This window comes from Lederbergia citrisecunda, from assembly GCF_018343695.1.
Lineage (GTDB): Bacteria > Bacillota > Bacilli > Bacillales > Bacillaceae_C > Lederbergia > Lederbergia citrisecunda.
The window spans coordinates 3,391,369-3,417,323 of the sequence record NZ_JAGYPJ010000001.1; the positions used below are offsets into that span (position 1 = coordinate 3,391,369).

At 39.7% G+C, this 25,955-nt stretch carries 21 protein-coding genes, 1 pseudogene and 1 riboswitch; of the genes and pseudogenes, 6 read left to right on the top strand and 16 right to left on the bottom strand.

Translation table 11 applies throughout. The features are described 5' to 3' along the window. The 3 genes from KHA93_RS16490 to KHA93_RS16500 all read right to left on the bottom strand — a co-directional run bounded on the left by KHA93_RS16490 (nucleotide 1) and on the right by KHA93_RS16500 (nucleotide 1,907). The gene (locus KHA93_RS16490; protein ID WP_213111735.1) at nucleotides 1-195 is read right to left on the bottom strand and encodes a carbon storage regulator; all 195 of its coding nucleotides are present in this window, start codon (nucleotides 193-195) and stop codon (nucleotides 1-3) included. A 497-nt stretch (nucleotides 196-692) separates the two neighbouring features. Then, complete coding sequence (locus KHA93_RS16495; protein WP_213111736.1) at nucleotides 693-992, bottom strand: hypothetical protein; 300 nt, start codon at nucleotides 990-992, stop codon at nucleotides 693-695. A gap of 759 nt (nucleotides 993-1,751) precedes the next feature. Beyond that, nucleotides 1,752-1,907, bottom strand: a complete 156-nt coding sequence (locus tag KHA93_RS16500) for a carbon storage regulator (RefSeq protein WP_213111737.1) — start codon at nucleotides 1,905-1,907, stop codon at nucleotides 1,752-1,754. Nucleotides 1,908-2,198: 291 nt separating this feature from the next. Here KHA93_RS16500 and KHA93_RS16505 point away from each other — a divergent pair, with 291 nt between their 5' ends. Next, nucleotides 2,199-2,510 carry a molybdopterin-binding protein gene (locus KHA93_RS16505; protein WP_213111738.1) on the top strand — a complete coding sequence of 104 codons (312 nt, stop codon included), beginning with the start codon at nucleotides 2,199-2,201 and terminating at the stop codon, nucleotides 2,508-2,510. Nucleotides 2,511-2,622: 112 nt separating this feature from the next. Here the strand turns inward: KHA93_RS16505 and KHA93_RS16510 are convergent, their stop codons facing one another. The 3 genes from KHA93_RS16510 to KHA93_RS16520 all read right to left on the bottom strand — a co-directional run bounded on the left by KHA93_RS16510 (nucleotide 2,623) and on the right by KHA93_RS16520 (nucleotide 6,178). After that, on the bottom strand, nucleotides 2,623-3,960 hold the full coding sequence (locus KHA93_RS16510; protein WP_213111739.1) for a hypothetical protein: 1,338 nt from the start codon (nucleotides 3,958-3,960) through the stop codon (nucleotides 2,623-2,625). Between the two features lie 251 nt (nucleotides 3,961-4,211). Next, nucleotides 4,212-4,778 carry a response regulator transcription factor gene (locus KHA93_RS16515; protein WP_213111740.1) on the bottom strand — a complete coding sequence of 189 codons (567 nt, stop codon included), beginning with the start codon at nucleotides 4,776-4,778 and terminating at the stop codon, nucleotides 4,212-4,214. Next, nucleotides 4,775-6,178 (bottom strand): sensor histidine kinase, encoded by a 1,404-nt coding sequence (locus tag KHA93_RS16520; RefSeq protein ID WP_213111741.1) that lies wholly within the window; start codon nucleotides 6,176-6,178, stop codon nucleotides 4,775-4,777. Before KHA93_RS16520 ends, KHA93_RS16515 begins: the two co-directional genes overlap by 4 nt. Nucleotides 6,179-6,693: 515 nt before the next feature. On the opposite strand from KHA93_RS16520, the gene KHA93_RS16525 reads away from it, so the two are divergent. Together KHA93_RS16525 and KHA93_RS16530 are read left to right on the top strand one after the other, a co-directional pair. Beyond that, on the top strand, nucleotides 6,694-7,038 hold the full coding sequence (locus KHA93_RS16525) for a hypothetical protein (protein WP_213111742.1): 345 nt from the start codon (nucleotides 6,694-6,696) through the stop codon (nucleotides 7,036-7,038). A 155-nt stretch (nucleotides 7,039-7,193) separates the two neighbouring features. Then, nucleotides 7,194-7,775 (top strand): hypothetical protein, encoded by a 582-nt coding sequence (locus KHA93_RS16530; RefSeq protein WP_213111743.1) that lies wholly within the window; start codon nucleotides 7,194-7,196, stop codon nucleotides 7,773-7,775. A 343-nt stretch (nucleotides 7,776-8,118) separates the two neighbouring features. Here the strand turns inward: KHA93_RS16530 and KHA93_RS16535 are convergent, their stop codons facing one another. Beyond that, nucleotides 8,119-11,328: a DEAD/DEAH box helicase gene (locus KHA93_RS16535; protein ID WP_213111744.1), complete on the bottom strand. Its 3,210-nt coding sequence runs from the start codon at nucleotides 11,326-11,328 to the stop codon at nucleotides 8,119-8,121. A gap of 251 nt (nucleotides 11,329-11,579) precedes the next feature. Between KHA93_RS16535 and KHA93_RS16540 the strand changes: the two genes are divergently transcribed. Beyond that, nucleotides 11,580-12,800, top strand: coding sequence for an MFS transporter (locus tag KHA93_RS16540; RefSeq protein ID WP_233711200.1), 1,221 nt, complete (start codon nucleotides 11,580-11,582; stop codon nucleotides 12,798-12,800). Nucleotides 12,801-13,142: 342 nt separating this feature from the next. Here KHA93_RS16540 and KHA93_RS16545 read toward each other — a convergent pair whose 3' ends face one another. The 8 genes and pseudogenes from KHA93_RS16545 to KHA93_RS16580 all read right to left on the bottom strand — a co-directional run bounded on the left by KHA93_RS16545 (nucleotide 13,143) and on the right by KHA93_RS16580 (nucleotide 21,360). Continuing rightward, on the bottom strand, nucleotides 13,143-13,985 hold the full coding sequence (locus tag KHA93_RS16545) for a hypothetical protein (protein ID WP_213111746.1): 843 nt from the start codon (nucleotides 13,983-13,985) through the stop codon (nucleotides 13,143-13,145). Nucleotides 13,986-14,304: 319 nt separating this feature from the next. Further along, on the bottom strand, nucleotides 14,305-15,507 hold the full coding sequence (locus tag KHA93_RS16550; protein WP_213111747.1) for a M20 family metallopeptidase: 1,203 nt from the start codon (nucleotides 15,505-15,507) through the stop codon (nucleotides 14,305-14,307). Between the two features lie 19 nt (nucleotides 15,508-15,526). Beyond that, nucleotides 15,527-16,384 (bottom strand): MetQ/NlpA family ABC transporter substrate-binding protein, encoded by an 858-nt coding sequence (locus tag KHA93_RS16555; RefSeq protein ID WP_213111748.1) that lies wholly within the window; start codon nucleotides 16,382-16,384, stop codon nucleotides 15,527-15,529. A 24-nt stretch (nucleotides 16,385-16,408) separates the two neighbouring features. Then, nucleotides 16,409-17,071: a methionine ABC transporter permease gene (locus KHA93_RS16560; protein ID WP_213111749.1), complete on the bottom strand. Its 663-nt coding sequence runs from the start codon at nucleotides 17,069-17,071 to the stop codon at nucleotides 16,409-16,411. Then, nucleotides 17,061-18,086, bottom strand: a complete 1,026-nt coding sequence (locus KHA93_RS16565; protein ID WP_213111750.1) for a methionine ABC transporter ATP-binding protein — start codon at nucleotides 18,084-18,086, stop codon at nucleotides 17,061-17,063. The genes KHA93_RS16560 and KHA93_RS16565 overlap by 11 nt, the downstream gene beginning before the upstream one ends. A 141-nt stretch (nucleotides 18,087-18,227) precedes the next feature. Next, nucleotides 18,228-18,341, bottom strand: a riboswitch (SAM riboswitch). A 305-nt stretch (nucleotides 18,342-18,646) separates the two neighbouring features. Beyond that, complete coding sequence (locus KHA93_RS16570) at nucleotides 18,647-20,149, bottom strand: malate:quinone oxidoreductase (RefSeq protein WP_213111751.1); 1,503 nt, start codon at nucleotides 20,147-20,149, stop codon at nucleotides 18,647-18,649. A gap of 252 nt (nucleotides 20,150-20,401) precedes the next feature. Beyond that, nucleotides 20,402-20,755 (bottom strand): acylphosphatase, encoded by a 354-nt coding sequence (locus KHA93_RS16575; RefSeq protein WP_213111752.1) that lies wholly within the window; start codon nucleotides 20,753-20,755, stop codon nucleotides 20,402-20,404. 313 nt (nucleotides 20,756-21,068) lie between these two features. Further along, nucleotides 21,069-21,360, bottom strand: a pseudogene (locus KHA93_RS16580) (antibiotic biosynthesis monooxygenase family protein). Between the two features lie 228 nt (nucleotides 21,361-21,588). Between KHA93_RS16580 and KHA93_RS16585 the strand changes: the two are divergent. Further along, nucleotides 21,589-22,779: a cytochrome P450 family protein gene (locus KHA93_RS16585; protein WP_213111753.1), complete on the top strand. Its 1,191-nt coding sequence runs from the start codon at nucleotides 21,589-21,591 to the stop codon at nucleotides 22,777-22,779. A 232-nt stretch (nucleotides 22,780-23,011) separates the two neighbouring features. Here the strand turns inward: KHA93_RS16585 and KHA93_RS16590 are convergent, their stop codons facing one another. Further along, the gene (locus KHA93_RS16590) at nucleotides 23,012-23,722 is read right to left on the bottom strand and encodes a DUF421 domain-containing protein (protein ID WP_213111754.1); all 711 of its coding nucleotides are present in this window, start codon (nucleotides 23,720-23,722) and stop codon (nucleotides 23,012-23,014) included. Nucleotides 23,723-24,183: 461 nt separating this feature from the next. Here KHA93_RS16590 and KHA93_RS16595 point away from each other — a divergent pair, with 461 nt between their 5' ends. Then, nucleotides 24,184-25,581: a purine-cytosine permease family protein gene (locus KHA93_RS16595; RefSeq protein ID WP_213112991.1), complete on the top strand. Its 1,398-nt coding sequence runs from the start codon at nucleotides 24,184-24,186 to the stop codon at nucleotides 25,579-25,581. The last annotated feature ends 374 nt before the right edge of the window (nucleotides 25,582-25,955 follow it).

Here is a 25,955-nt window from a genome sequence, read left to right on the forward strand (position 1 = left end):
TTAAGTGGCAGAGGCCTCGACCTTTTTTGCTAAGGCTATATTGTTTTCTTCCCATAACTCTCCACGAACAATAGAAATATGCCTCGGTGCTTCAATCGCCAAGCGTAAATGACCTTCATCGCTCTTAATGACCTTTACCTTAATGTTGTTGTCAATCAGCACATATTCTCCAGGTTTTCTACCTAACACGAGCATTGGCTCATCCCCTTATCCCGTTTATTAAATTGACATAAAAAAATGAGCAAACAGGTCGCTGCCCTTCTTCTTCCTGAAGAATGACGGCGACTTATTTGCTCATCCTAAGTCTCGTAATTATTAAATAAATTATTCAATTGTGAAAAAACTACATTTAAACAGCAAAAAGACGAATAAATAGGCATCTGTTTCAAATGTTCCTCCTTGAAACTACATGCGTATTTACTCGTCCATGAGTAATCGAATATGAGATTAATTTATATATCGACAATTTAATTGAAATGTTTAGTCTTTTTGTGAAAAAATTTTTTGAAAGTTGAGAAGCCTTACTGGGCTTGAGTTTTTAACGCGTGAAAAAAGGAGTACCTCCCCAAATCTCGAATTGTTAAGTACCCGTACTACACACCCGAGAAAAGAAAGGAATGACTCCAGATGTATAGTATCCAACAAGAAAGTCTGTTTTCCTTGGAAGAAAGTTATGGGTGTATAAAACACATTTAACTGTTTTTAAGCCTGTGCTCCCCTTTTTTGATCTTTTGTTCAACAATGGCCTCTCTGAGATAACCATTAAATTGAAGCTCTTTATTTTTATAAAATACTTGCCAGGTATTTTCTGCGAACTTGAATGTCATTGTTATTGTCTTATATTTTTCTAAAGTATTTATTGCAGATGCAATTTTTCTAATGGAGTAGATACTCCCATTTGCATTATCATTTTCAATATAGCCGGTTGCCTTTTTTAGCTCCTCTCTTAATTCATCTAAAAACATTTTGATAATTAGATCTATTTTGCTCATACATACTCTCCTAAGAGAACCCCATTTATTTTTCCTGAAACTAAATCTATCTTTGGTTTATAAAACAACTAAAATTCTTGATTTGCCATTGCTATCATTAGTTCTGATCTAGTATTTTTTCACCAATAGATTCATTCAAAGTTCACCACTTTTTCTATCTTATACAGGAAGCCACTTATTTTTTATTGCTAATAAGGCAGCATTAGTTCTATCATTATTAGAAATGTCGCCCAAGGACACCTACGGTTACCTGTTCGAAACATTAGAGATTACTCTATTCTTACGGGTTGTAACGAAGAAGGCATTTCTCGGGGCACCGACACAACTCAATTACGCAGCTATGCTGCAATCGCTATTCATTCGAATCGTGGAGCGCATTCCAACGATTAAGGATCTCCGGAATCGATTGAAAAGAAGTGTAGAATTCAGCATGGATTGTGGCTTTACCGGTTCTGATCGAATTCCAAGTGAACCTCTTATACACGGCTCATTCAAAAACTACAGGAATCCAAGGTGTTCTAGGAATTGCAAGATGAATTAGTTCAGCAAGCAATTCAAGAAGGTTAATCCCAGAAGATACACCATTCCTGCTCGTGGTATCTAAAAGAGTTCTTTCAGTTGAACAACATTCGCCATCGCGGAGCACTGGCTAAGGTTGAGAAGGGTACAGGCAATCTCCAAAGCAAGGGAACTGCAGCTATTGGACTAGTTCAAAGCTGCCGAAACGAAAGCTTGCATTAAAAACCGAGATACTTGTGCTTATTCTTGATTCAGCAATTCTCCGCGAACGATAGAGATATCTTTTGGCGCTTCAATAGCCAAGCGTAAGTGCCCCTCTTCACTTTTAACTACCTTTATTTTAATTTTTTCGTTGATCACTATGTATTGTCCGGGTTTTCTTCCAACCACCAGCATCAGACTCACTCCTTTACCGTGAAGGATCTTTATGTGATTTGAACATCTTTTACGAGAATTATCATAATTCGTTCAATTGAAGTTGCCGTATTGCTTCCTGCAACAGTAGTTTTTCCTCCTTGTATATTATCATGGTAGATTAGCCCATTAATGAAACTTAAAGAAAACTTTAAGTTCGCGCTCGAGATAAAGCATGAGCTCGGCGGTCAGCGTCCTAGCCGCAACAGAGCAGTACCAACCCGTCAACGTAATCCTTGACGGTAAAGTCCAGGTATTCAAAAGCCTTTAGATATGGAAATTTTACATACTGGTAAGCATGTAATTAAAGGGATTGCTTGGACAGGTCAAGGCTTTATTACAAAGTTAGAAATAAGTGTAGACGGCGGGACTACTTGGCTAAACGCAAAATTAGAGCCTACAAACAATACTGGTTATGGCTGGCAACCTTGGTCTTATGAATGGGCTATATCAAAGAAAGGTGAATATATGATTATTTCAGTAGCAACAGATTCATATGGGCGAACCCATCCAAACAACCCTTTTTGGAATAATAAAGGCTATGGATATCATGCTATTGATATAATCAAAGTTAAGGTAGAATAGCAGGAAGTTGCTTTAATAAAAGTGCCTGTCACTACTCGAATCATGTCGATATCTCTCGACAAAATGACGGGCGGTGACAGGCACTTTAGTTGATTTAATTAATTGTGCTTCATTATTTATATCCCTCTGCACCGAAAATCCAAATTTTTGATCCATCGGTATATTTGCCTTTACTATCTGTCATTAACTTAATATATCCTTTCTTTCTATCATGGGCGGTTACTGCGATATCATCGTTGTTGACTGCTTTCAAGAGAATAATTGAAACTGGATGATTGAATACTTCACCCTTTTTCGCGACACGCCACTTTCCTTTTTTGCCATTTAACGTATACGTTCCATCTTTCATAATGGTTAGAGACCCTTTGGCAGCACCTTTTGTATAGTCACTTCCTGCGTAATTACCAGTGCCTTTATAAAAATAGTCAATCATTGTACCTGGAATCCATAGTTTCCATTTTCCATAATAGGGATCTACCCTTGCCACAGTAGTTTTTAAAGTAAGCTTTTTTCCTTGATAAGTTGCTGTAATGGTGACGTTTCCGTTTTTTCCAGTGAAGGTGACAACTCCATTGGAATTAACTTTTGCAACTTTTGTATTATTAGACTTCCAAACCACTCCTGATTTAAGTTTCACCTTTTTACCATTCATATAGGTCGCAATAACGGTGATCTTAATTGGTTTTTTAGTATAGGCCAACTTCGTTGTTGTCGAAAGCGATTTCACAACATTTCCTACAGTTGTAGTCGCACTGGCCACTTTTCCTTTATAAGTTGCCGTGATCGTCACCTTTCCAGGCTTACCTGAAAAAGTAATACTCCCTTTTGAATTAACCTTTGCAACATTCGTATTATTAGATTTCCATTTAACAGAGTCACCTTTAACTACTGCTGTTGTTTTGTCACTATACTTTGCAATAATCGATAACGAAACCGGAGTTGGACTGTATCTAAGTGTTTCCTTAAACTTAATCGAAGTCACTTGAGGGGGTTGATCATCGGATGATTTTTCTAAAGCATATTTAAAGGAAACAACAGAATTCACTTGACTGATAATCTTTAATTTAGCCACAGTTCCATCCATACGTTTAATCATATACACATGTCCCGGCACAGCCTGAATGAGCTGTTGAAAGCCGCTGTTTTGAAATTGATTTACACTGTCAAACTCCACCGTACCTAGGTCTACAATCTCATTCGCTCCTATGTCCGTGCCATCAGAAGAAAAAGCCACATCAGCATCTCTCCCTCGAGTCATTGCTCCTGTCTTTAGATTCATTCCTCCATTACTAAGTGGATCTGACCAAAGCAATTTAGTCCCAGGAATAGAAGTATCATAGTCTGCTTGCTTTGTTCCCCCCCAAGAAACAGACGTCATCGCAGCAAAGCTTAACGTACTAAAGCTTTGTAAAACCAACAAAAAAACCAACAAACTACAAAACCGTTTCATTTATTTCCCTCCAATAACTCAAAATTACCCTTATGTAATTGTATGGAAAAGCGCACAAAAAATGTACCGGTATCTGTCACACCACGATTAATTAAAAAACCTCATTTGCTTATGGTAAGGTTCACCGTAACACTCAAAAGTCGGGGCTTTTTTAAGTAGTAGTCTGATTAATATTACAGACCTAATGTCACTAGTAAATTGTTAAATTGAAACTTATTACAAAAAATCCTCGTAATATAGCTTTTATGTTATTAAAACCGTATTTTGTTACGAATGCTTTTGATTTGGCTCTTAATGGTGTTCAAAGATTTAAATAATTTTTCAGCAATTTGAGTGTTATTTAACCCTTGCTTCCTCAGTTGATACACTTGCCGTTCCATTGGCGTTAATACCGATAAGCGTAGTTCTGCGCGAATGACTTCAGCTATGTCAGCATGGAAAGTGGATTTGCCTTGGTAGGCTTCACGGATAGAGGTTACGAGATTGGCGTAGTTGGACTTTGGAATATAGTTCGTTGCCCCTTTTCGAAAACTTTCCACAATAATTTCTGGTTCTTGAAATGAGGTAAGCATGATTACTTTTGTTTCTACATTTGTAAGGCGGTCGATTAATTGGGTCGCATCAATCCCGTCCAATAGATTTTCGGTTAAATTAATATCCATCAGCACAATATCTACATCCCGCTCCTGAATCATTAAAAGCGCGTCTTCCTTACTGGCTACTGCCGACACAACCGTGATATCCAATTCCTCATTTAAGTCTTTTCTTAACTGTTGCTGCCAGAACGGGTCATCATCCACAATTAGGACACTAATCATCCAATCTCCTCCTCTACAAAACTACTTCTTGGAAAATATATTGAAAAAGTCGTTCCTTGATTGATTTCAGAATAAGCGATTTTAAGTGTGCCGGAATGCTTATGAATGACCGAATGGCAATAGCTTAACCCAAGACCATAGTGGCTTGTATTATTTTTAGTGGTGTAAAATGGCTCAAACACTTTAGAAAATTGCTCCTTCGGAATCCCTTTACCATTATCCTGAATTTCAAGTATTACGTTGCGCTTGCTTACCATCATTCTGAGGATCAATATCCCTTCGCATGGTTTCATTGCCTCGATGGCATTAATAAAAAGATTGAGAAGCGCTTCCTGCAAATGGATCGGATCACATATTACTGTAACATCCCTATCGAATTTCTCCATTTTTTGTATTTGATTTTTTTCCAAATAAACATCCGCCTGATTCATCACTTCTTTTAGAATCGAATGCAGCGACTTTTTCGTCTTAACTAGATAAATATCACCTGTCTTATCTTGGATTCTGTTGATCATTTGCTGCAAATGATTGGTGACCTGCTGCATTCGATCAAGGTATTCATCGACTTGATTAATATCATTTGTCGGGAGCTTCTCTCTGATTCTTTCCCTTAAATATTCCATTTTTCCGATTTCATTCTTAATCGTATGGTTAAGAATAGCTGTCCCGGACTTTATAGCCGTTATCGAGCTATCAAGACGCTGCTTCTCAATATACAATTTGATTCCAAACATACCGTACTTGCCGGAGAAAAAAACAAAAAGAAAAATCATTAAAAACGCGATGGAGTTAAAATAATCATGTGGGCCATGAATCTGTAACACACTACTTTCAAACTTAGGAAGCTCGTTTCCATAATTCGTTGTTTTGTTATGAATATAAAAGAAAAAGAGGTTCAACAACATGGATATGGTTCCTGCGGTGAATGTTCGTTTTCTATTAAAATAAATATGGCCATCGTTCTCCTTCCCCATCATGATGCCAATAAAAAGAATCAAGATTAAAAGACAGCCCGCAGCGTATAGCCAAAACCAATTGAAATTTTGGTAAAGGGAAGGAACCGTTTGGAAAAAAAGAATAAAAAAGACCGCCCCGATTGACCTGGAGATGGCATCGGGAAATACAATCCAACCCATCAAAATGATAAAGGGAAACAACACGACAAAAGAATAGTAGACAATAAATATAAACAGTTGAAGCTCCTCAATCAAAATGGTGGGATATGAAGTAGCATGTAAATAGGGAAGCGTGAAAATTTGAAAGACGCTTGTTAACCGCTGCAATGCGATAAGAATTTGACAGGCACTCATCCAGCGGAAAAATAAATTTTGTTCACTTTTACGCCATAACATGAATGTAGAATACAAAAGAATGGAAATTTCTATGAAACGAAATAACATAGGCCATCCCCCTTGATTCGATCCATTTTCATTGAACTTCCACATATATAGGGGGTGAAAAAAGTTCATCCTCCCGCTTTATTTACCTGCAAGTTATAATCCAATTAAAGGGATTGAAAGTCTTGAACAATGGTGACTGGCCAAGGAGTCTCGCTTTGTCCTCATAAAATATTTATAGTTCTATTGTTCTATGTTAATACCGTTCATTCCTTTAAAAGGAGGGATTTTTTATGGATAGTAATGTGAAGCCATCGGTGGAGCGGATTCGTCTCGCCGGTCTTGCGTGCCTCACTGGCGGGTTACTGTGGGCGATTCTTGTTATCGTCAGTCCTCTAGAGACTGTACCTCCAATATTCACTGGTTTACTGATACCTTTGCCGATGTTGATTTGCTTGGCATGTGGTCCGCTGGGACTTTTTATACTCCGTGCTATTGGGAAGGGTCGGATTAGGTGGGTCGGACTCATCGGCACGTCTATCACTCTACTAGGGATTTGTTCTTATCTGGCAGCTACCTTGTCAAAATACATCGTAGGGTACGAGGTGGAGTTCTTTTATCCCGTAGGTGCATTGTTGCTTGGAGTCGGAATGCTAATGCTCGGGATTGCGGTGTTCGTAGCACGAAGTCTAACGGGGTGGCATAGAATGGCGCCGCTTTTCGTCGGGGTATACTACGTAGCAATGATCCCGTTCCAAATCGTCTTCTTTATTATCCCTAACGGGGAACCTTCACCAATACTGCTCGGGATCTGGAGTATCCCATGGATTCTACTCGGATATGCCATTTGGTCTAGTGCTTCTTCATTCGAACGTTTATCCACGGGTGGGAACGTTAGCACTGCGGGGGGAAATGGTAAATAAGGTAAGGATTAGTAAGGGGTGTGATTCTCCTTACCTTTTTCATGAACCCTTTATACTTCTGTTATTTCATTTAACATGATTTCGTTATATCACTTATTTCTGACTTCCTTTTATTCTAATTGGCTTAAAAAGTATATACTGGAGGGGAAACAAATATGACGTTGAATCAGGTTGTTCGCACTTTTGCTATCATAGGAATCATTGCCTCCATCGCAAATATCGCCTCGATTACTTATGCATATATCAATCCTGAAACAAATGTCACTAACATTATTGATGCCTTTGTGTCCAGCCTTGTTTTCATCGGTTTGATTTGTTCTTACTTGGTGCAGACTAAAGATCTTGGAGGATTTGGTTTAATCAGCTTTATCATCTTATCTATTGGTTTTATTCTGGTTTGTGGTTTGGAATGGACGATCACTTTTGCTGGACCTGTAATGGAATCACTTTCTCCATCTTTAAATTTCGATAATCTACCATCTCCGTTAATTGAAGGAATGGCTACTTCCTTTCTCACATTCAATCTCGGTTTACTTTTTTTTGGTATTTCTCTTCTAAAGTCAAGCAAAATTTCACGCTGGCCAGGTCTTCTCTTTATCATCGCAATTGCTGCCAACTTTGCCCCGCCAATGGACGATAAGGCTTGGTACTTCATCAATATTTCAATCATCTGGATATGTTGGAAAGTATGGACACGCAAAGTAACAGCCGTTCCGGAGTCATTGAATAGTGAATAAACTAAAAAATCTATGTTCATTTTCTTAGGTAAATAAAGAGACGGTCCTCAGGTACCCTTGTAAAGGACATTTTAAAAAGACTAGGCAACTGTTAAAAGGTGATCTCTGTATTGAGCGAGAGCAGGGGTCATCTTTTTTAATTCCAATGATAAGGGCATTGTTAAATGGCAAAACAAATAAAAAAGGAGAGAAATCATCATAAGACAATTGCTTCTCTCCTGAGGGAAATTTATCCTTAACTGTTTATACTATTATAATTTTTATATCTTTTTTTAAAAAACCTCATTTACTTATGGTAAGGTTCATCGTAACATATCCAAATGAAGTAAGTTCTAATTTCCTTTTACACCATCAATATTTCCCGTATATCCTCTTCGGTCAGAGTCGATAGTGCCTTATCTTCAGAATCGATCACTTCTTCAATTAAATGGCGCTTTTGCTCCTGCAGCACATTCATTTTTTCTTCAATTGTACCTTTCGCTACGAGCTTGATGACCTCTACAGTGTTTTTCTGACCGATGCGATGAGCTCGGTCTGCTGCTTGTTCCTCCACGGCAGGATTCCACCAAGAGTCATATAGGATCACGGTATCTGCACCCGTCAAATTAAGGCCCGTACCCCCAGCTTTCAATGAAATGAGGAATAAATGGCGTTCGCCTGCATTAAATCGATTAGCAATATTCAATCTTTCTTCTGATGGGGTTTGTCCATCCAGGTAGAAAAAAGGCAAGCCTTGAAACGCTAACTCTCTCCCAATGATCTGGAGCATTTTTGTAAACTGCGAGAAGATTAATACCCTTCTTCCGGAAAGCTGAGATTCCTTTACAATCTGCATAAGCTGTTCCAATTTCGCCGAGCTTCCTTTATAACCGTCTACAAACAATGCAGGATGACAGCAAATCTGCCGAAGCCGAGTCAATCCCGCCAAGATTTTGATACGATTTTTCCGAAGTGTGTCTTTGTCTAAATGTTTCAGAGTCTCGTGCTTAAGCTTGGCTAAATAAGCAGCATACAGCTTCTTTTGATCAGGAAGGAGTTCCACTGTTTCTCTCGACTCAATTTTTTCAGGAAGCTCTGAAAGCACGCCCTCTTTCAACCTACGAAGTAAAAACGGACGAATCCGCCGTGCAACTTGTTTATTCGTGAGTGAACTATATTCCTTTAACCCTTGGAAAAGTTCAGGAAAGACAATATGAAAAATAGACCAAAGCTCTTCAAGTGCATTTTCAACCGGTGTACCCGTAAGTGCAAAGCGATGATCCGCCTGGATTTTTTTCACCGCTCTCGCAATCTGTGTCGTAGGATTTTTAAAGACTTGGGCCTCGTCGAAAAAAACAGTGTGAAAAACTTGTTTCTCAAACCAAAGAATGTCCTTACGCAACAGAGTATAGGAGGTGATGATAACGTCCTTGTCTAATGCGTCTTCCTGTAAATTTATTCTCTCTTTTTTATGGCCGTCTATGATTACGACTTGTACATCAGGGGTAAATTTAACGAATTCACTATACCAGTTATACAAAAGTGAAGATGGACAGACAATCAGGACAGGGTGTTTCTTGGTACGGATGTCAGCGATCTCAGACAGAATGAATGTAATGCTTTGCAGCGTTTTACCCAACCCCATATCATCCGCAAGAATTCCTCCAAAGCCATATTTAGCGAGTGTTTTCATCCATTTAAAACCATTCTTTTGGTAATCTCGCAACACAGCTTGTAAGCTTTCAGGCACCTCGAACTCGAGTTCTTCTAACTTATAGATGTTTTCTAAAAACTGACGGAAAGATTTTTCCAGCTTAAATATATGATCATCACTTACAGAATCTAGAAGCCGAAGGCCTTGGACGACATGTACATTTAAGCCATTTTCCAAATCTTCCGGTTGTGTCGGAATCTTCCTCAAAAATTGATTTACTTCCTCAAATTCCCTTGTCGTAAGAGAGAGCAGTGATCCGTCCCGGAGACGAAAATACTTCCGTTTTTCCTCTAAAGCCAATAAAATTTCACGAATATGCTTTTCGAAAATCCCGTCCATTTCAAATTTGAATTCCAGCCAATTCATCCGATCCTTATGGACCTTCACCCTTATCCGCGGGCGTGGATTTTCTCTGAAGATGCGATTTCTCACTGCCGTCGTTGCATATAGCTGTACAAGTTTATTCATTTTCGGAACGATTTGGTACAAAAATTCAAATTCCAACTCCTCGTTTTGCAAAAAATAGCCACTTTCGGTCTTAGTAAACGAGCTTTCCTCCATAATCTTTAAAATCGTATTCTCCTTTTCCACATCTCTTATAAGAATGGGATTTATTAGGAATTCACGGCTTTCTAATGGGTTAATCACAATATTCCCATAGTGAAACTCGAGCCCAGCTAGAAGCCGATTTTTCACACGATCTAAATAGAGCTTGGCAATGAGAGGTGTCTCTTCAAGCATTTTAGAAATAGCGCTAGGAAGATGAACATTGCCTAACTTTTTCAAACCTGGTATCACTTTTTCTATGAAAACATGTAATTGCTTCTGAGGCACTGAAAATTCATTCGTCCCTGAAGTTTCTAGCATTTGTTTTAGCTCAATTAAACGATTAAAGTCCTCATTTTCCAATCGAATGAATTTTCCTTCAGACAACACATACCCATATGATTTCAACACTTGTATCTGATCCAAACCATTTACCTTAAGCTTGTAGCCACCTCCCTCATCTAGAAAGTGAAACTGTAGTGGCAATGGTTCTTTCGATAAGTGAATTCCATCAAACGAATGCCCATTGTACTCCAACGTTACCGATGGTGCTTTTGTTAGTAAAAGCATAAGCCGCTCCCAGGAAGATGGTGGAATGAGTATGGTTTGATAGTGGGATGTGTAAGCAGCGTTGTTCTGACGGTTCTCAAAATAAACGGTTTCATCATCCATCACTTGAATGAGCTGTTGAATGACAGCATCTGTTTCTTTTTGAAAGCAATGCAAGCTTGGATCATAGGTGAAAGAAGAGGAAATCACACATGTATTTCCTTTCTTTACATGCTCCAGAAAATCGCGAATATTTTCGATTATTATCGATTCTAGCAGTGCTTCAATTCCGATCATTTGTTGTTCATTACCAATCTGGACGGGTTTACAGATAAATTCTAAATAAATCACTTTTCTTTTTTCAAAGTGAAGCTGTTGCCCGCTTTTTCGTACAGGGTTTTCATTGAAAAGTGTCATTAAACCATCTGTCAGCACTTGATTTGTTGAAACGCCAGTATGATCAATAGTCGGGATACTTCCCTGACGTTGATGCTCGTATATCGCGAGTAAAACAGCCGCAATATGCTGGCAATCCCGCTTAAAGGAAGCAAGTTTTGGGCAGCTGCATGACGAATGAAAATCCCCTTCTGAAAGGTTTTTGATCGTCACATGGAAATCTTCTGTCCCTTTAACCGTTGCCTCACATCTATCAGAACTATAGTGTTCAAATATAACTTTATTCGATCGATAAAAGGAGTCTCCTCTTTTGAAGGAGACCGTCCCGCAGATTTCTTGAATGATCTTTTGATTTACTTTGATATCCAAAGAACTTACCCCTTCCTCCGGAAACTGTAATTATGAAGATTTTATCATATTATTTCCATGAGCCTGTACCTATAGCATCGTTCCGCCAGGTCATTATTTTTTAATGGTGCTATTGCACTAATCAAAAAATATATATAATAAGAGACTTTTTACCTAAAGAAAAATGAAATCTGACATGTAAATAACCATATTTTTTTGAATCATAAACTAAGGAATCGTATCAGATACCAAAAATGTCTGGGGAGAGGGTTTTGGCGAAACTAAAAGCGTTGGAAGAAAAACATTTTATATTAGCTTTATTATTTGCTGGATGGTCGCTTGGAAATTTAGATCGCTTTGTGATGAACTATGCTGTCATTTCCATTACTAAAGATTTACAGCTTAGTGCTGCTTCAACAGGAATATTGCTTAGTAGTTTTTTTGCAGGATATGCATTGATGCAAATTCCTGGGGGCTGGTTAGCAGATCGTTATGGTTCAAGGAAAGTTCTGCTAACAGCAATAATCATGTGGTCAATTTTCACTGTCTTAACAGGGATGGCTTGGTCATTAGCTTCCATATTAATCATTCGTTTTTTGTTTGGCATTGGAGAAGGGGGCTATATGCCAGCTGGATCAAAGCTTATTGCCCAAACCTTCCCATTTTCGGAAAGAGGAAGAGCAATGTCCATCGTTCTTTCCTCAGGGGCATTTTTAGGGATTTTTTCACCCATATTTGCAACGACCATGATGTCTACCATTGGGTGGCGAATGATGTTTTGGATCATTGGCGGAATTGGAATTGTTTTAGCGGCTATGTTTTGGTATTACATAAAGGATCCTAAACCTGTTGTAGAGGATGTCAAAGAAGAAGGAAATCATCAACAGTCAACATCCTTGCTTCAGCTTTTAAGGTACCCCATAATATGGATCTTGTTCATAGCTTCTTTTAGTGTAAATGCTATTAACTGGGGACTTTTATCGTGGATGCCAACATATTTAGTAAACGTTCGAGGACTAGAATTACTTGAATTAGGCTGGATTGCTGCAATTCCAGGATTATCAGCAATTATCGGAACATTTGGAGCCGGTTATATTTTAGATAAATTACCAAAGGGAAAAGAATATATTTACGGTATCATTAGTGCTGCTTGTGTTAGTATTTTGCTTTATCTTATGTTTAAAGCAAACAGTGTCACTGAATTCATGATTTATCAAACAATTATCATGATTTTTGGTGCATTTATTATCATTTTTCTTCCTACGAATGTACTAAAGACAGTGCCTTCACAAATTGTCGGTTCTACAATGGGATTTGTTAGTTTCGGCGGACAGCTTGCAGGTTTTGTAACCCCCATTGCCATTGGATTCATAGTTGAATTATCAAGAGGCTCTTTTGATACAGCGTTCTGGCTCCTAATTGGGTTTGCCATCATTTGTACACTATCATTTATTTCTTTAATGATAAAAGATCGAGATATTCATCATATATAAAATACTTCTAGCCGCCTAATTTACTTGTAGGACGTAGTTATATGGTTTTAACAACTGGCGGGGTAACGATCGATGTCATAAAGCATTAATCGAAAACCAAGGTAAAGAAAAAAACATAAAAGTGAGCCACTCCCCCCTACCAAATCAAGATTGAAGCAAAGTAAGAATATTATCAATGAATGTCGTGTGGTAGGTTCAATGGAAATTCAGGGTGGTGTATTCCCGTTCAAGCAGGGTCTATTCTCGTTCAGGTGGGATCCATTCCCGTTCAGACGGGTTCTATTCTTGTTCGGAAAGGTTCTATTCCCGTTCAAGAGGGTTCTATTCCCGTTCAAGAGGGTTCTATTCCCGTTCGGGCACTCCAAAACGAATATACGTCCGATCATCAAAGGAAAGATTACCTTTTTGCAGTCCTTTAGATGCGATGTATTCTCGGAAACAGAGCGGATCTTTTTCTAGTAATTCTTTTAGCTCTTGTTCGGATTCTTCAAGGGTTGGACGCAACACTGGATATCCATCTGATGCTAAGATAATCGATTTCGTTCCGACTGGAACAGGAATGATTTGAATTCTAGATTCATCCACCGGGAAGCCATTGATCACTTCATAACCAAATTGATTGTATGGATCGTTTTGTAACTGATATTGCTGCTTGATCAGTGGTCGAATGAATTCCCAGCCAGTATCGTGCTCTAACAAATCATTAATGGTCTTTCCTTTTTTTATTTCTGCTTCCAAGTACAAAGCACGGGCCCTACCTGTAATATCATCAATGATTTTATCATTCTTATAAAGAGTGCCATCCATCATACATTGGGAATCGCCAATCTGCCAGATTTCACGATAAAAATGACTATAGCAAATCAGACAAGCCGAAGGGGCCATCCAAGCATTCTCTTGAATTTCCTTTAGAAGGCCGAGTCTCTCATAAACAGTGAGAAGATTGTGGTTGATTCTTTCCAATAATTGAGGAAGTGTAATATCCGCTTCTGCCTCCAATAAGCTTGTTTGAATCACCTCTGCAGCCAATCTTCCAGGCGTTTTTCCTTCCATTAATTGACCTGTTATATTAGTTGCACCATCAATAACCGCGACAAAGTGGTCATTGGTAACATACAAATCCTCACACAAATCAGGGTTCCCCCTTTTTCCTTCGTTCCATAACTCAATGATTGAAATGGTCATTTTCTTCATCACCTACTTCGGATTTTCATTCAATCGCAAAAGTTTTCACCAATTTTGTACGAGCTAATTCATCCCTCCGCATTGATTGGAAGCCTGCATAACATTTTTTATCAGGTTGGAATCAATTATATTCAACCTCTATCTTACCAGCAGTAGTAATTCCCCTGTTCTACCTTTATCAATCAATCGAGATAAACTCACTTCTATTATTTTATACATATTATACCATTATCATATCCATCGTTTTAAAAAGCAAAAAGACCTCTCACAAATTGAGAAGCCTTTTTCAATAGAATTATAGAGCATATATATTTATTACTTATTTTTTCTTTTCAGCCAATGCACGTTCGTGTTCTTTCTTCACTTTATGCAATAGCACGGAATCCGTCAACAAACGGTAACCTGTTGCTGCGAGGGCCTTGGCACCTTTGATGAGTGCTTCATTGCCAAGCTCGGATTTCGCACATTCACGGAATTCGTCTGTATGAGCAATCAGATCATCTGGACCAATTTTGATGTGTGGGTGAGCTGTTGGTACAGCGTAACTGATGTTTCCTGCATCAGTGGAACCTTTACCAGTCGATTTTTCCGTATGAACGGTCTCCCCAACGGCTTCCAACTCTTCGTGAAGAACGCTATCCAATACAGAGTTCAGAACAAAATCCTGAACCTCGTTCTGGAAACGTTCAACTTTTACTTTCGCTCCAGTGGCGAGACCTGCTCCTTCCGCAATAGCACGGATTTTATTTGCCACTTCTTCCGTCCGCTTCCATGTGCTTGCTCGGATGTAGAAACGGGCGGAAGCGTATTCCGGAATGATGTTCGGTGCATCTCCGCCATGCGTGATGATGCCATGGATCCGTACGTCCGTCGGCAATTGCTGGCGAAGTGCGCTGATGCCGTTGAATAAAAGGATGACTGCATCCAACGCATTGATTCCCTTTTCGGGTGAAGCAGCAGCATGGGCCGCTTTCCCGTAGAAATGGAAATCAAGTGGGTCGACGGCAAGCGTCTCACCTGTCAACGATGTCCTGCCTGATGGGTGGATCATGAGCGCAACATCGATATCTTCCAGGAAGCCGTGTTTGACGAAACTCCCTTTCGCACTGCCGTTCGGACCACCTTCTTCTGCAGGAGTTCCGAGAACCGCCACACGTCCACCTGTTTCTAATAATACTTGTGAAAGGGCGATGCCCGCAGCGACGCTTGTCGTACCGATAATGTTGTGGCCGCAAGCATGTCCGAGTCCCGGAAGTGCGTCATACTCAGCAAGAAATGCGATCGTCGGACCTGGAACGCCGCTATCTTTCACTGCAAAGAATGATGTTTCGTGGCCAGCAACTGCCGTCTGTACCTCAAACCCTGCTTCCGCCAATGTATCTACATGGCGCTTGCTCGCAAAAAATTCTTGGTTCCCGATTTCCGGATTTGCATGGATGACCTGGCTCGTCTCAATATACTTCTCACGATTGGTTTCAATGGATTCATTAATCAAATCAAGACCGTTCAATACTGTGCTCATTTCCGCTTCCTCCTTTGAATTAAAGTCCCTTATACACTTCAAGTAATTCTTCCGGTTTCAAATCGACAACGAAGGATCCGCCGTTCGTATCCTTTTTCACTGCTTCTTTCACTTCTTCTGTATGGTAAAGCTCTACAATGCGCTTGAACGTTTCATTGTCCGCATCTTCGCTACGTGCAGCAAAAACATTCACGTATGGAATGGCGTTTTTGTCCGCGCCATCTTCAAGAAAAATAGGGTCTTTCGCAGGGTCGAAACCAGCTTGGCCCGCTACTCCGTTATTGATGACGGAAATGGCTACGTCAGGCAATACTTGCGGTGTTTGCTGAGCGACCATCGGGATAATTTCCAAGTTTTTCGGATTATCAACGATTTTAGAAGGATCCCCGAAAAGTCCAAAGTCATCTGCTAATTTGATTAAACCTGCAGATTCAAGCAATTTCAAAGCACGCGCTTGGTTAGATGGATCGTCCGGAATAGCGACTTTCGCTTTGTCTTCTAACTCGGAAACATCTTTTATTTTTTTTGAATAAATACCCATCGGAGCAATCACCGTAGCGCCAATTGGTACTAAATCCGCGTTGTTTTCCTTAGAAAAAGAGCTAAGAAAGGCGATATGTTGAAAAGAATTTATGTCTATATCCCCATTTTCCAACGCTTGGTTTGGAAGCGTGTAGTCCGCGAATTCCACTAACTCGATTTCAATGCCTTCAGCGGCTGCTTTTTTCTTCAAGATTGGCCATACTTCTCCATCTGTACCCGTTACACCAATCTTTATTTTTTTCGTTTTTCCATCTGCACCAGTTGCAGAGTTACCGCAAGCTGCAAGTACTGCCGCAACTGTTAGAACGAATAACAATAACAATGTTTTTTTCATGATGTCGATTCTCCTTTTTTATTATTAGCGACGCATAATTTTGCGTGAAAGTGTATTTCCTACCCATTGGGCGATTTGAACGAGGAAGATCAAAATGACAACTGTGACAACCATGACACTCCAATCGAAACGCTGGTATCCGTATGTCTGGGCAATATGACCAAGTCCTCCGCCACCGACTATTCCGGCCATCGCCGAGAAGTCGATTAAGCCTATGGTCATAAAGGTTAGACCTAATACCAACGGACCGAGTGCTTCGGGAATCAAGACCGTAAAGATAATCTGTAATGGACTTGCCCCCATCGCCTTTGCTGCTTCGACGACACCCGGATCAATGCTCACCAGGTTATTCTCGACTACGCGAGCGATGGCGAATGAAGCGGCAATCGTCATCGGGAAGACCGCACCGCCGATGCCGATCGTCGTTCCAATGACCAGACGAGTCACCGGACTGATCGCAAATAGGAAAATAATGAACGGAATCGGCCGGATAAAGTTGATTAAAAAGTTAAGCAAATTAAAGATGAACCGGTTCTCAAGGATATTTCCTTTCCGTGTTACATATAGAATTAGGCCAATTGCAATCCCGATGATGGAACCTAGGACTAGAGTAATTGCGACCATGAGAATCGTTTCGCCGGTGGCTTCGACGATGCGTGGCCAAAACGTATTCCAATCAACCTTCATGGACAGACACCTCCTCAATCTCTACAACTATGTTCAATTCTTCGATGACTTGTTGTACGGAGGATTCATCACCTTCGAATGACACCAATAAATTACCGATAAGCTTTCCCTGCAATTCACGGACCGAACCGTACACAATGTTCACGTCGACTCCGTGTTTGCGGGTCACACGGGACAATACCGGATCCCCAGCCACTTCTCCTTTGAAGATGACTCGGTAGAGCTGCTTGCCACCGCGCTCCTTCCATTCACTCAACAAATGATCAGAAGGACGATCCTTTTGTACGGATTCGATGAACCGCTTCGTCGTCGGGTGCTGCGGATTCGTGAATGTGTCAAATACACTGCCTTGCTCGATAACTTCTCCGTTCTCCATGACGGCCACCCTATCACAAATCGTTTGAATGACGTTCATTTCGTGAGTGATCAATAAAATAGTTAAACCAAGATCCTTGTTGACTTTTTTCAAAAGGCGAAGGATTTCTGCGGTTGTATCCGGATCAAGTGCCGAAGTGGCTTCATCGCAGATCAGTATATCCGGTGATGTCGCGATTGCCCGCGCAATGCCGACCCGCTGTTTTTGCCCGCCTGACAGCTGCTCGGGATAATCATTCGCTTTCTCCGACAACCCGACAAAGCTTAAGAGCTCCGCTACGCGCTCATTGATTTCCTTCTTCGGAACACCTGCCAATTTAAGCGGATATGCCACGTTGCCGGCAACGGTCCGGGAATTGAATAAGTTAAAGTTCTGAAAGATCATCCCGATCCTGCGGCGAAGCTTCCGTAATTCCTTCTGAGAAAGACTTGCCACGTCCACCCCTTGTACGCATACAGCACCGCTCGTCGGCCGCTCCAACATATTCACCAGTCTTAAGAGCGTACTCTTTCCGGCACCACTGAAACCGATGATGCCAAAGATTTCGCCTTGCTCAATTGACAGCGAAACTTCCTTTACCGCATGCACCTCCCGGTTGGCGAGCCTGAACGTCTTGGCTGCCTGCTTAAATTCGATCATGCTTTGTCCCTCCTCTTGCTGTTATTGCTTCATGCAGACAATGCAGATTGCAGTCATCTACCTTTCTTTTTTGAACGAAAAAAGCCTTCTTTTTTCTCATCCATAAGAAAAAAGAAGGCTTCTATAAAGAAAACCATCTCGTTCTCATCTTTCAGATGCACATAGCATCTGCAGGAATTGGCACGATTGTTCATTCGTCATGAACCCGCTGCCGAGATGTCATAGGGCCTGTCCCTCGATCTCTCTGGATAAGAAAGTGATGTATTGCTATTCGATTGTTGCAAGAATTGATTATTACTTTATGCCGGTTTATGAGAAAAGTCAACTTAGATTTTTAAAGTAATATTATTCTGATTATTGGAAGGGTTTACTGTTAAGGCAATTTCTTCATACCTTCCGCACTAAAAAATGATATAGGTCTTAGCATTCGTATATTAATAGATACACAGTATTTAACTAGATTTTAGAGTCGATTGATACAATACAAAATAAATAAGCAAGGCAAGAATATCATCAATGAATATCTTGTCTTGCTTACTTTTGATAGATGTTCGATTCACTTAACCTACCTGTACCGCCACTTTTTCACTTAAACCAAGGGCTTGCGCAGTTGACTCATGAATTTCTTGGAAAAGCTCTGGGTTTTCCGTAAGTGATACACCGTAAGAAGGAATCATTTCCTTTAATTTTGGTTCCCACTCTTCCATATGTTGTGGGAAGCATTTTTCTAATACTTCCAGCATGACGTGAACAGCAGTAGATGCACCTGGAGAAGCTCCTAGCAACGCAGCAACCGAGCCATCAGTAGCCGTAACTACTTCCGTACCAAATTGCAGGGTTCCTTTACCGGCTTCCGTATCTTTGATTACTTGTACACGTTGGCCTGCTACGACGATATCCCAATCTTCACTTTTTGCGTTCGGAATAAATTCACGCAATTCTTCCATGCGTTTTTCATTCGATAACAACACTTGCTGAATTAAGTATTTTGTCAGAGGCAACTCTTTTACACCTGCTGCCAACATCGTAAGGACATTATATGGTTTTACGGAACAGATCAAATCTAAATTTGAACCCTTTTTTAAGAACTTCGGCGTGAAGCCAGCAAACGGTCCAAACAGTAGTGATTTTTTGTTGTCGATATATCGTGTATCAAGATGCGGCACAGACATTGGGGGAGCGCCGACCTTAGCTTTACCGTATACCTTTGCATGATGCTGCTCTGCAATCTCCGGATTATTACATACCAAAAACAGGCCGCTTACCGGGAAGCCTCCAATATGTTTCGACTCAGGAATACCGGTTTTTTGCAGTAACGGCAGACTTCCGCCACCAGCACCAATAAAGACGAATTTTGCAGTATGGTGTTCGACTTTACCACCATCGAGATCATGCACCTTTAGTTCCCATGAACCGTCGTCGGTACGTTTAATATCCTTAATATTATGCTTGTAGTTGACCTCGACGTTTTGGCTCTTTAAATGTTCAAATAACATACGCGTTAAAGCACCAAAGTTAACATCCGTGCCAGAGTCGATTTTTGTTGCCGCAATCGGTTCATCCGACGCGCGGCCTTCCATGATGACCGGAATCCATTCCTTTAGTTTTTCAGGTTCATCGGAAAATTCCATTCCTTGAAACAGAGGATTGTTCGCAAGCGCCTCAAAACGATTCTTTAAAAACGTTACATCCTCTTCCCCTTCAACTAGACTCATATGAGGAATTGGCATGATAAAGTCATGAGGATTGCTAATCAGGTTACTGTTTACAAGATAGGACCAAAACTGTCTCGAAAGCTGGAACTGTTCATTCACCTTAACAGCTTTGCTAATATCGATAGATCCGTCGGATTTTTGAGGTGTATAGTTAAGCTCGCACAGTGCAGCATGCCCCGTACCTGCATTGTTCCATTCGTTGGAGCTTTCTTCTCCAGGATTTTCGAGCTTCTCAAACACGGTAATCTCCCAGTCGGGTACTAGTTCTTTCAAGAGCGTCCCCAACGTCGCACTCATGATTCCGGCACCAATTAAGATAACATCTGATTTCGTTTGTTTGTTACTCATGTCTCTCTTCCTTACTAACCTATTATTTTTAGAAGGATGTAGGCGCACCTATTTCCTACCTATTTTGTATGAATTATGATCTTATATTATTATAGTGTACCACTATTAAATATAGATTAAAATAATTACTCTAACAAAATAGTTATTAATCTATGTAAATGTTGGTAAAAAATGGCGAGTTCGTACACAAAGTCCAAATGGGATTGGATTGGTACAACATGATTGCGAAGAAACCTGATTGCGGAACGAATTTTATCTCACTATCGTAAAAGTTTCTTCATCCTCATTAATAGGTAAATCAATCATTGTCACTTTTTTTACAGACGCCCGTTTCAATGACTGCATGCATTTGACAAGAAAATCAATTTTTGATTCTTCCCCTTGTATTTCCGCTTCCACACTTCCATCTTCTAAATTTTTTACCCATCCTGTTAAGTTCATTCTTTGAGCAATACAATGTATTTCCAAGCGGAATCCTACTTTTTGCACTCTTCCAGAAAAAGTTACTTTCTTTCTTAATAAAGTGCTTGAAACAAATGTAGGAAGCTCAATTCGATGTGCATGCCAAATTACATATTCATCTCTTAATTTCTTAAAAACACTCATTCTTCGACCTACTCCTTTTCGTTTATTACTAAATTGTCTCTGAACCTAAAAAATAAAAACGCTTTACTCCCTCTAAAAGTCTATTAAAAACCCCATTACAAGCATAAACACATTTTTTTAAAAAAAGCCCAATTTTTAAACGCAAGCTACACTTTTAATTCCCTTACTTTTACATTGTTTGTTATCCTATTATACTCCTTTGTTTAATAAGAAATATAAGGGGTAATGAACAATTTGATCCGAATGTGATATAAAAAAGCCAACAATTAATGTTGACTTCTTCAAATAAACACCCGTTTAGTACAATAACTCCTTATGAGAGACGAACCTTCTCAAAATGTTCAACTGTTGGAAAAGGGTCATAGAAATGATGCAATTGACCATTCTTGGTACTCTTTTGATTGCCTAAATCCAACTGTATGGTCTTCTAATGTTTCCCACTTCACTAATAGTAGATATTTCCCTTGAACTTCCATACAACGTTGTAACTCGTGTGATATGTAACCTTTCATTGAAGAGATAATTTTTGATGCCCCACGAAACGCTTCCTCATATTCAGTTTCCATACTTTCCTTAACTTGTATCATAACAGCTTCCAATATCATTTGATTTTCCCCTTTTTCAAAAGTATATCATTACAACTTTTTTAAGTGACTAAGACAAGTAACGACGTATGTGAGCGTTTGTTTTCAGTCTGAGACATTCTCAAATTCCCAGTTTTTAAACAAGGAATACAATTAACACTAGCTTTTGCTGCCATGATTGCAGGAAAAGGATGTTTAAACTCGAATATATGATAAAAGGACTAAGTTTAGAAAGGGAGAACAACACGCATGGATATTAAATCGCTTGATTTGTTTTCGCAGGAGTTTCACCAAAATCCTTATGATTATTACAGTAAAATCCGACCACACCAACCTTTTGCAAAAGTGAAAATGTTTAACGAAGGTCAACATCATTCATGGATGGCTTTTACGTATGAAGCAGCGGTAGCCGTGTTAAAAGATGAGAGGTTTATTAAAGATATGCGGACAGTCTTCCCTGACGAAGTGACAGACGAAAATCTGCCTCCAATAAGTCAAAGCATGCTTTTTGTTGACCCGCCTGACCATCGCCGTCTGCGCAGCCTTGTACAAAGTGGCTTTACGCCCAAAAGGATTGCGAGGTTAAGAGGGCGCATTGAGGATATTGCAAGAGAACAAGCATGGCTTATGAGAAACAAAGGAACGGTTGACTTTATTGAAGAATATGCGTTTCCGATTCCAATTAGAGTCATCTGTGAATTGCTTGGCATCCCGTCTGAAGATCGTCTTGATTTCCAGCGCTGGTCCAATGTAATAGTGGAGATAAGCGATAATCCTCGATATGATGAGGCCATGATGGAATTTATGGCTTATCTGGAGAAAGTGATTGAAAAAAAGCGCGTGTCTCCTAAAGAAGATTTGCTGTCTGATTTAATTCAGGCAGAGGAAGGAGGGGACCGTTTAACTGTACGCGAATTGTATGGAGTCGTTATGCTTCTGATTGTAGCCGGACATGAAACGACAGTGAATCTTATTGCCAATGGTTTACTGGCGCTGCTTACACATCAAGATCAACTTGCGTTGCTAAAAGAAGACCATTCCCTTGTGGCACAAGCCATTGAAGAATTGCTACGTTTTAATGGCCCCGTTGAGTTCAGTACAGACCGATGGGCGAAAGAATCCTTTACGTTTATGGGCCAGCAGGTTGAGAAAGGGGACCATGTCATTGTTTCTCTTGCATCTGCTGATCATGATCCAGAAGCGTTTGCGGATCCCAGTAACCTCAACATTACAAGGGAAAAAAGTTCTCATCTTGCGTTTGGAAAAGGCATCCACTATTGCCTTGGCGCCCCACTCGCCCGTCTTGAAGGCGAAATAGCCATACGCGTTTTGCTGGAAGAATACCCAAATCTTAGCCTTGCAGCTGAACTGAATGAACTTGAATGGCGACAAAGCCTTATCATTCGTGGATTGAAACAGTTGCCTATCAAGCTTTTTTAAAGAAACACATTAAGAAAACAAGCAGCGATTGGGGCCATTTACATTGTCATTTCATTCCTTCTACAAAAGAAGACGATTTGTATTTGTGATATCAGATTTTATATCAAAAAAGAAGCCGAAGATATCGATAAACAAGAATATATCGCTTAACAAATTGCCCTCTACTTTATTTCGGTAGAGGGTTATTTGTGTGCAAGCCTATTTTCTTCTTTTACAGTTTTAGCATTAATGATTATTCCTTATCAATCGGGGAATGAATATGATCTCTATATGTATCAACATACATATTACCATTATCAGCCAATACGGCATATACAACATCCTGTTGTGTTAAATTACGCTTTCTCAACTCTGATTCTAACCATGGAATCGTTAATTTATTTTGCTCTAAATTTTTTTCGATTACTTCGCCATCCATAATCAGTTCAATTGGTAATCTCTGTTCGGGCGTTACTGCAATCATCAAATCCTGTCTTGTTACACTTCTAAACTGCGGTTTTTTTTGTACAGTTAATGTTCCATTCGTTTCAACCATAGCGTGGAGAACCTCTTCAATATTAAATACATCTCTTTCCCTTAGTTGCTGATTTAAATAATCTAATGTGTACCTCATCTTCTTCATGTTTTGTTCTAATACTTTCCCGTTTTGTATCACGATTGTGGGATCACCGCCAAGTAATTTTCTTCCTTTTCTACTTTTTAACGAAATAATGGAAATAAGAAAAATAATGGCTACGTATATTGAAAAAGCAATAATAGTATGGGGTACCTTCACATTAGTATTGAAGGCAATATTGGCTGAAATAGCACCTAATGAGATTGCTGCAACAAAATCAAACATGGTCATTTGTGCGATCGTTTGCTTACCTATAATTCTTGCTCCAACGAGTAAAAGACTAAAAGAAATGATTGTCCTCAAAAAGACTTCAATATGATCAGGCATTTTCCCACCCCGATAATAACGATTGTTATTCATATCATAGCCTTGATTTTTTTATTTATTTATAAAAAAAAAAAGACTGGTATGCCTGTCACTAGCTAAAGTAAATATTCACGTTAACTTTTCGTTACATTCATTTTGGGTATATTTATTTCTGCTAAGTATGTATGATTTTCCTTCCCGACAACATATATCATTTTATCTACTATGATAAATGTTAACCTTATTCAACTATTGTAAGAAAGATATCTACTAGCATTCGGGAGGAATTCTACGATAGACAGAGGTTTTAAACGGTCATTTTGGTATAGCAAAGGCTAATTCTACAATTTACAGAATATTGGATTTTGAGTAACGTACAATATTTTGATAACATTAAACCTAGTTGCATTTTTTGTAAATAGAGAGGGCTGATAAGTCTACTATGTGAAGACATACACAAAAAGGAGCTGATTCTATTGAATTTGAATACAACTACAGATAACAAAGAAAGCAACCAACAACTAGGGGATGATTATTCTCTCGATCGTGTCCCACGCCACAAGCGAAACATGAGTTGGATGAGTATTACCAATATTACATTTGGCATTGCTACTGCCATCTTCTATTTTCAAATGGGAAGTGTAATGGCGCTCAAATTTGGCGCAGTCAATGCGATTATTTCCGCAATTTATGCCATTATTGTCGCGGGAATTCTCGGAACGTTCATTGCCCACTTATCCGCAAAGTCGGGAATGAATGTCAACCTCCTATCAAGAGGCGGAGGATTTGGTTATATTGGAGCATCCTTAACTTCCTTTATTTACGCAACTAACTTTATTATGTATTGTGCATTGGAAGGGCTAATACTAGTAACAGCTGTACACGAATTCTTCCCCTCAATCCCCAAATGGTCACTCATTCTTTTCTTCGGAACAATCGTTATTCCATTAAATTGGTTTGGGATAAAACAACTCGACAAATTACAAAAATGGTCCTTGCCATTATTTTTTTTATTCTTACTAGCAGCTATCATCATGGCCGCGATGAAGCCATCAAGCTTTGATGGGATTTTTTGGACTTATATGCCGGAAGGTGTCCACGTTGGAGGGACCGCCCTTTTACTTTGTATCGGAATGCAGCACGGAATTATGGGACTCACTCCCCTTCTCGCATCTGATTATTCACGTTTTTTAAAACCGAAAGATCATAAAATTGGTATCTTTGCGATTGGTTTTATTCCGCAAATTTTTTGTTTCGGAGTAATGGGAGGTCTTGGAATCTGGTTTGGAGTTCGTCTCGGCGAACCGAATCCCGGAGTCTACATCGTCCTTCTTCTAGGCATTGGCGGTGCCTTATTTACCGTCCTAACCCAGGTTAGAATTAACGTTACCAACATTTATAGTGGATCCTTATCGCTATCCAATTTCTTTGAAAATATTTTTAAATTTACCCCAGGCAGACGTTTTTGGGTTGTCGTTACTGGAGTATCCGCGATTATTTTAATGATGATGAATATCGTCAATTATTTGGAAGCCGTCATGACGTTCCAAGGAGTTTTCCTATTAGCATGGGCGTCGATCTTAGTAACAGATGCAACGATCGTAAAAAACTTATTGAAAATTGGTCCTAGATATTATGAAGCACGGCAAGAGTTCTTGCATAAATGGAATCCTGTCGGCGCCTGGTCCCTTCTCATTTCCAGTGTACTAGGAACCATTGCTGCATTAGGCTTTATGGGAACATTCCTTCAAAGCACTGCCGCCTTCTTTGCCGCAGTCCTTGCAGCCATACTTACCGTTATCATCGCAATCTTTACCCGAGGAAAGTTTTATACTAAAAAAGAAGCCGAAGATATCAACAAACAAGATTATGTTGCTTAACAAATGGCCCTCTACTTTATTTCAGTAGAGGGTTTATTTGTGTGCTAACCTGGTTTACCATATATTTTTTATAAACACTCACGTACATAGCGAGGGTTTTTGCTCTGTAAGGGCGGAATCTCGGCTTTACTTGCTGCATCCTTAGATTTACTGGCGGGTTTCTCTACTTTTCTGGCCATATCATAGATTTACTGACCAGTTTCTCTACTCTACTAGCCGTAACCTTAATTTACTGGCCTATATCTCTACTTTTCTGTCCATATCCTGGATTTACTGGCCGGTTTCTCTACTTTACTGGCCGTAACCTAAATTTACTGGCCAGGTTCTCTACTTTTCTGGCCATATCCTAGATTTACTGGCCAGTTCTCTACTTT

Bases quoted from the DNA above. Each gene is read 5' to 3' on its own strand.
- KHA93_RS16490 (WP_213111735.1), bottom strand. From the start codon at position 195: ATGCTCGTGTTAGGTAGAAAACCTGGAGAATATGTGCTGATTGACAAC.
- KHA93_RS16495 (WP_213111736.1), bottom strand. From the start codon at position 992: ATGAGCAAAATAGATCTAATTATCAAAATGTTTTTAGATGAATTAAGA.
- KHA93_RS16500 (WP_213111737.1), bottom strand. From the start codon at position 1,907: ATGCTGGTGGTTGGAAGAAAACCCGGACAATACATAGTGATCAACGAA.
- KHA93_RS16505 (WP_213111738.1), top strand. From the start codon at position 2,199: ATGGAAATTTTACATACTGGTAAGCATGTAATTAAAGGGATTGCTTGG.
- KHA93_RS16510 (WP_213111739.1), bottom strand. From the start codon at position 3,960: ATGAAACGGTTTTGTAGTTTGTTGGTTTTTTTGTTGGTTTTACAAAGC.
- KHA93_RS16515 (WP_213111740.1), bottom strand. From the start codon at position 4,778: ATGATTAGTGTCCTAATTGTGGATGATGACCCGTTCTGGCAGCAACAG.
- KHA93_RS16520 (WP_213111741.1), bottom strand. From the start codon at position 6,178: ATGTTATTTCGTTTCATAGAAATTTCCATTCTTTTGTATTCTACATTC.
- KHA93_RS16530 (WP_213111743.1), top strand. From the start codon at position 7,194: ATGACGTTGAATCAGGTTGTTCGCACTTTTGCTATCATAGGAATCATT.
- KHA93_RS16545 (WP_213111746.1), bottom strand. From the start codon at position 13,985: ATGACCATTTCAATCATTGAGTTATGGAACGAAGGAAAAAGGGGGAAC.
- KHA93_RS16550 (WP_213111747.1), bottom strand. From the start codon at position 15,507: ATGAGCACAGTATTGAACGGTCTTGATTTGATTAATGAATCCATTGAA.
- KHA93_RS16555 (WP_213111748.1), bottom strand. From the start codon at position 16,384: ATGAAAAAAACATTGTTATTGTTATTCGTTCTAACAGTTGCGGCAGTA.
- KHA93_RS16560 (WP_213111749.1), bottom strand. From the start codon at position 17,071: ATGAAGGTTGATTGGAATACGTTTTGGCCACGCATCGTCGAAGCCACC.
- KHA93_RS16565 (WP_213111750.1), bottom strand. From the start codon at position 18,086: ATGATCGAATTTAAGCAGGCAGCCAAGACGTTCAGGCTCGCCAACCGG.
- KHA93_RS16570 (WP_213111751.1), bottom strand. From the start codon at position 20,149: ATGAGTAACAAACAAACGAAATCAGATGTTATCTTAATTGGTGCCGGA.
- KHA93_RS16575 (WP_213111752.1), bottom strand. From the start codon at position 20,755: ATGAGTGTTTTTAAGAAATTAAGAGATGAATATGTAATTTGGCATGCA.
- KHA93_RS16585 (WP_213111753.1), top strand. From the start codon at position 21,589: ATGGATATTAAATCGCTTGATTTGTTTTCGCAGGAGTTTCACCAAAAT.
- KHA93_RS16590 (WP_213111754.1), bottom strand. From the start codon at position 23,722: ATGCCTGATCATATTGAAGTCTTTTTGAGGACAATCATTTCTTTTAGT.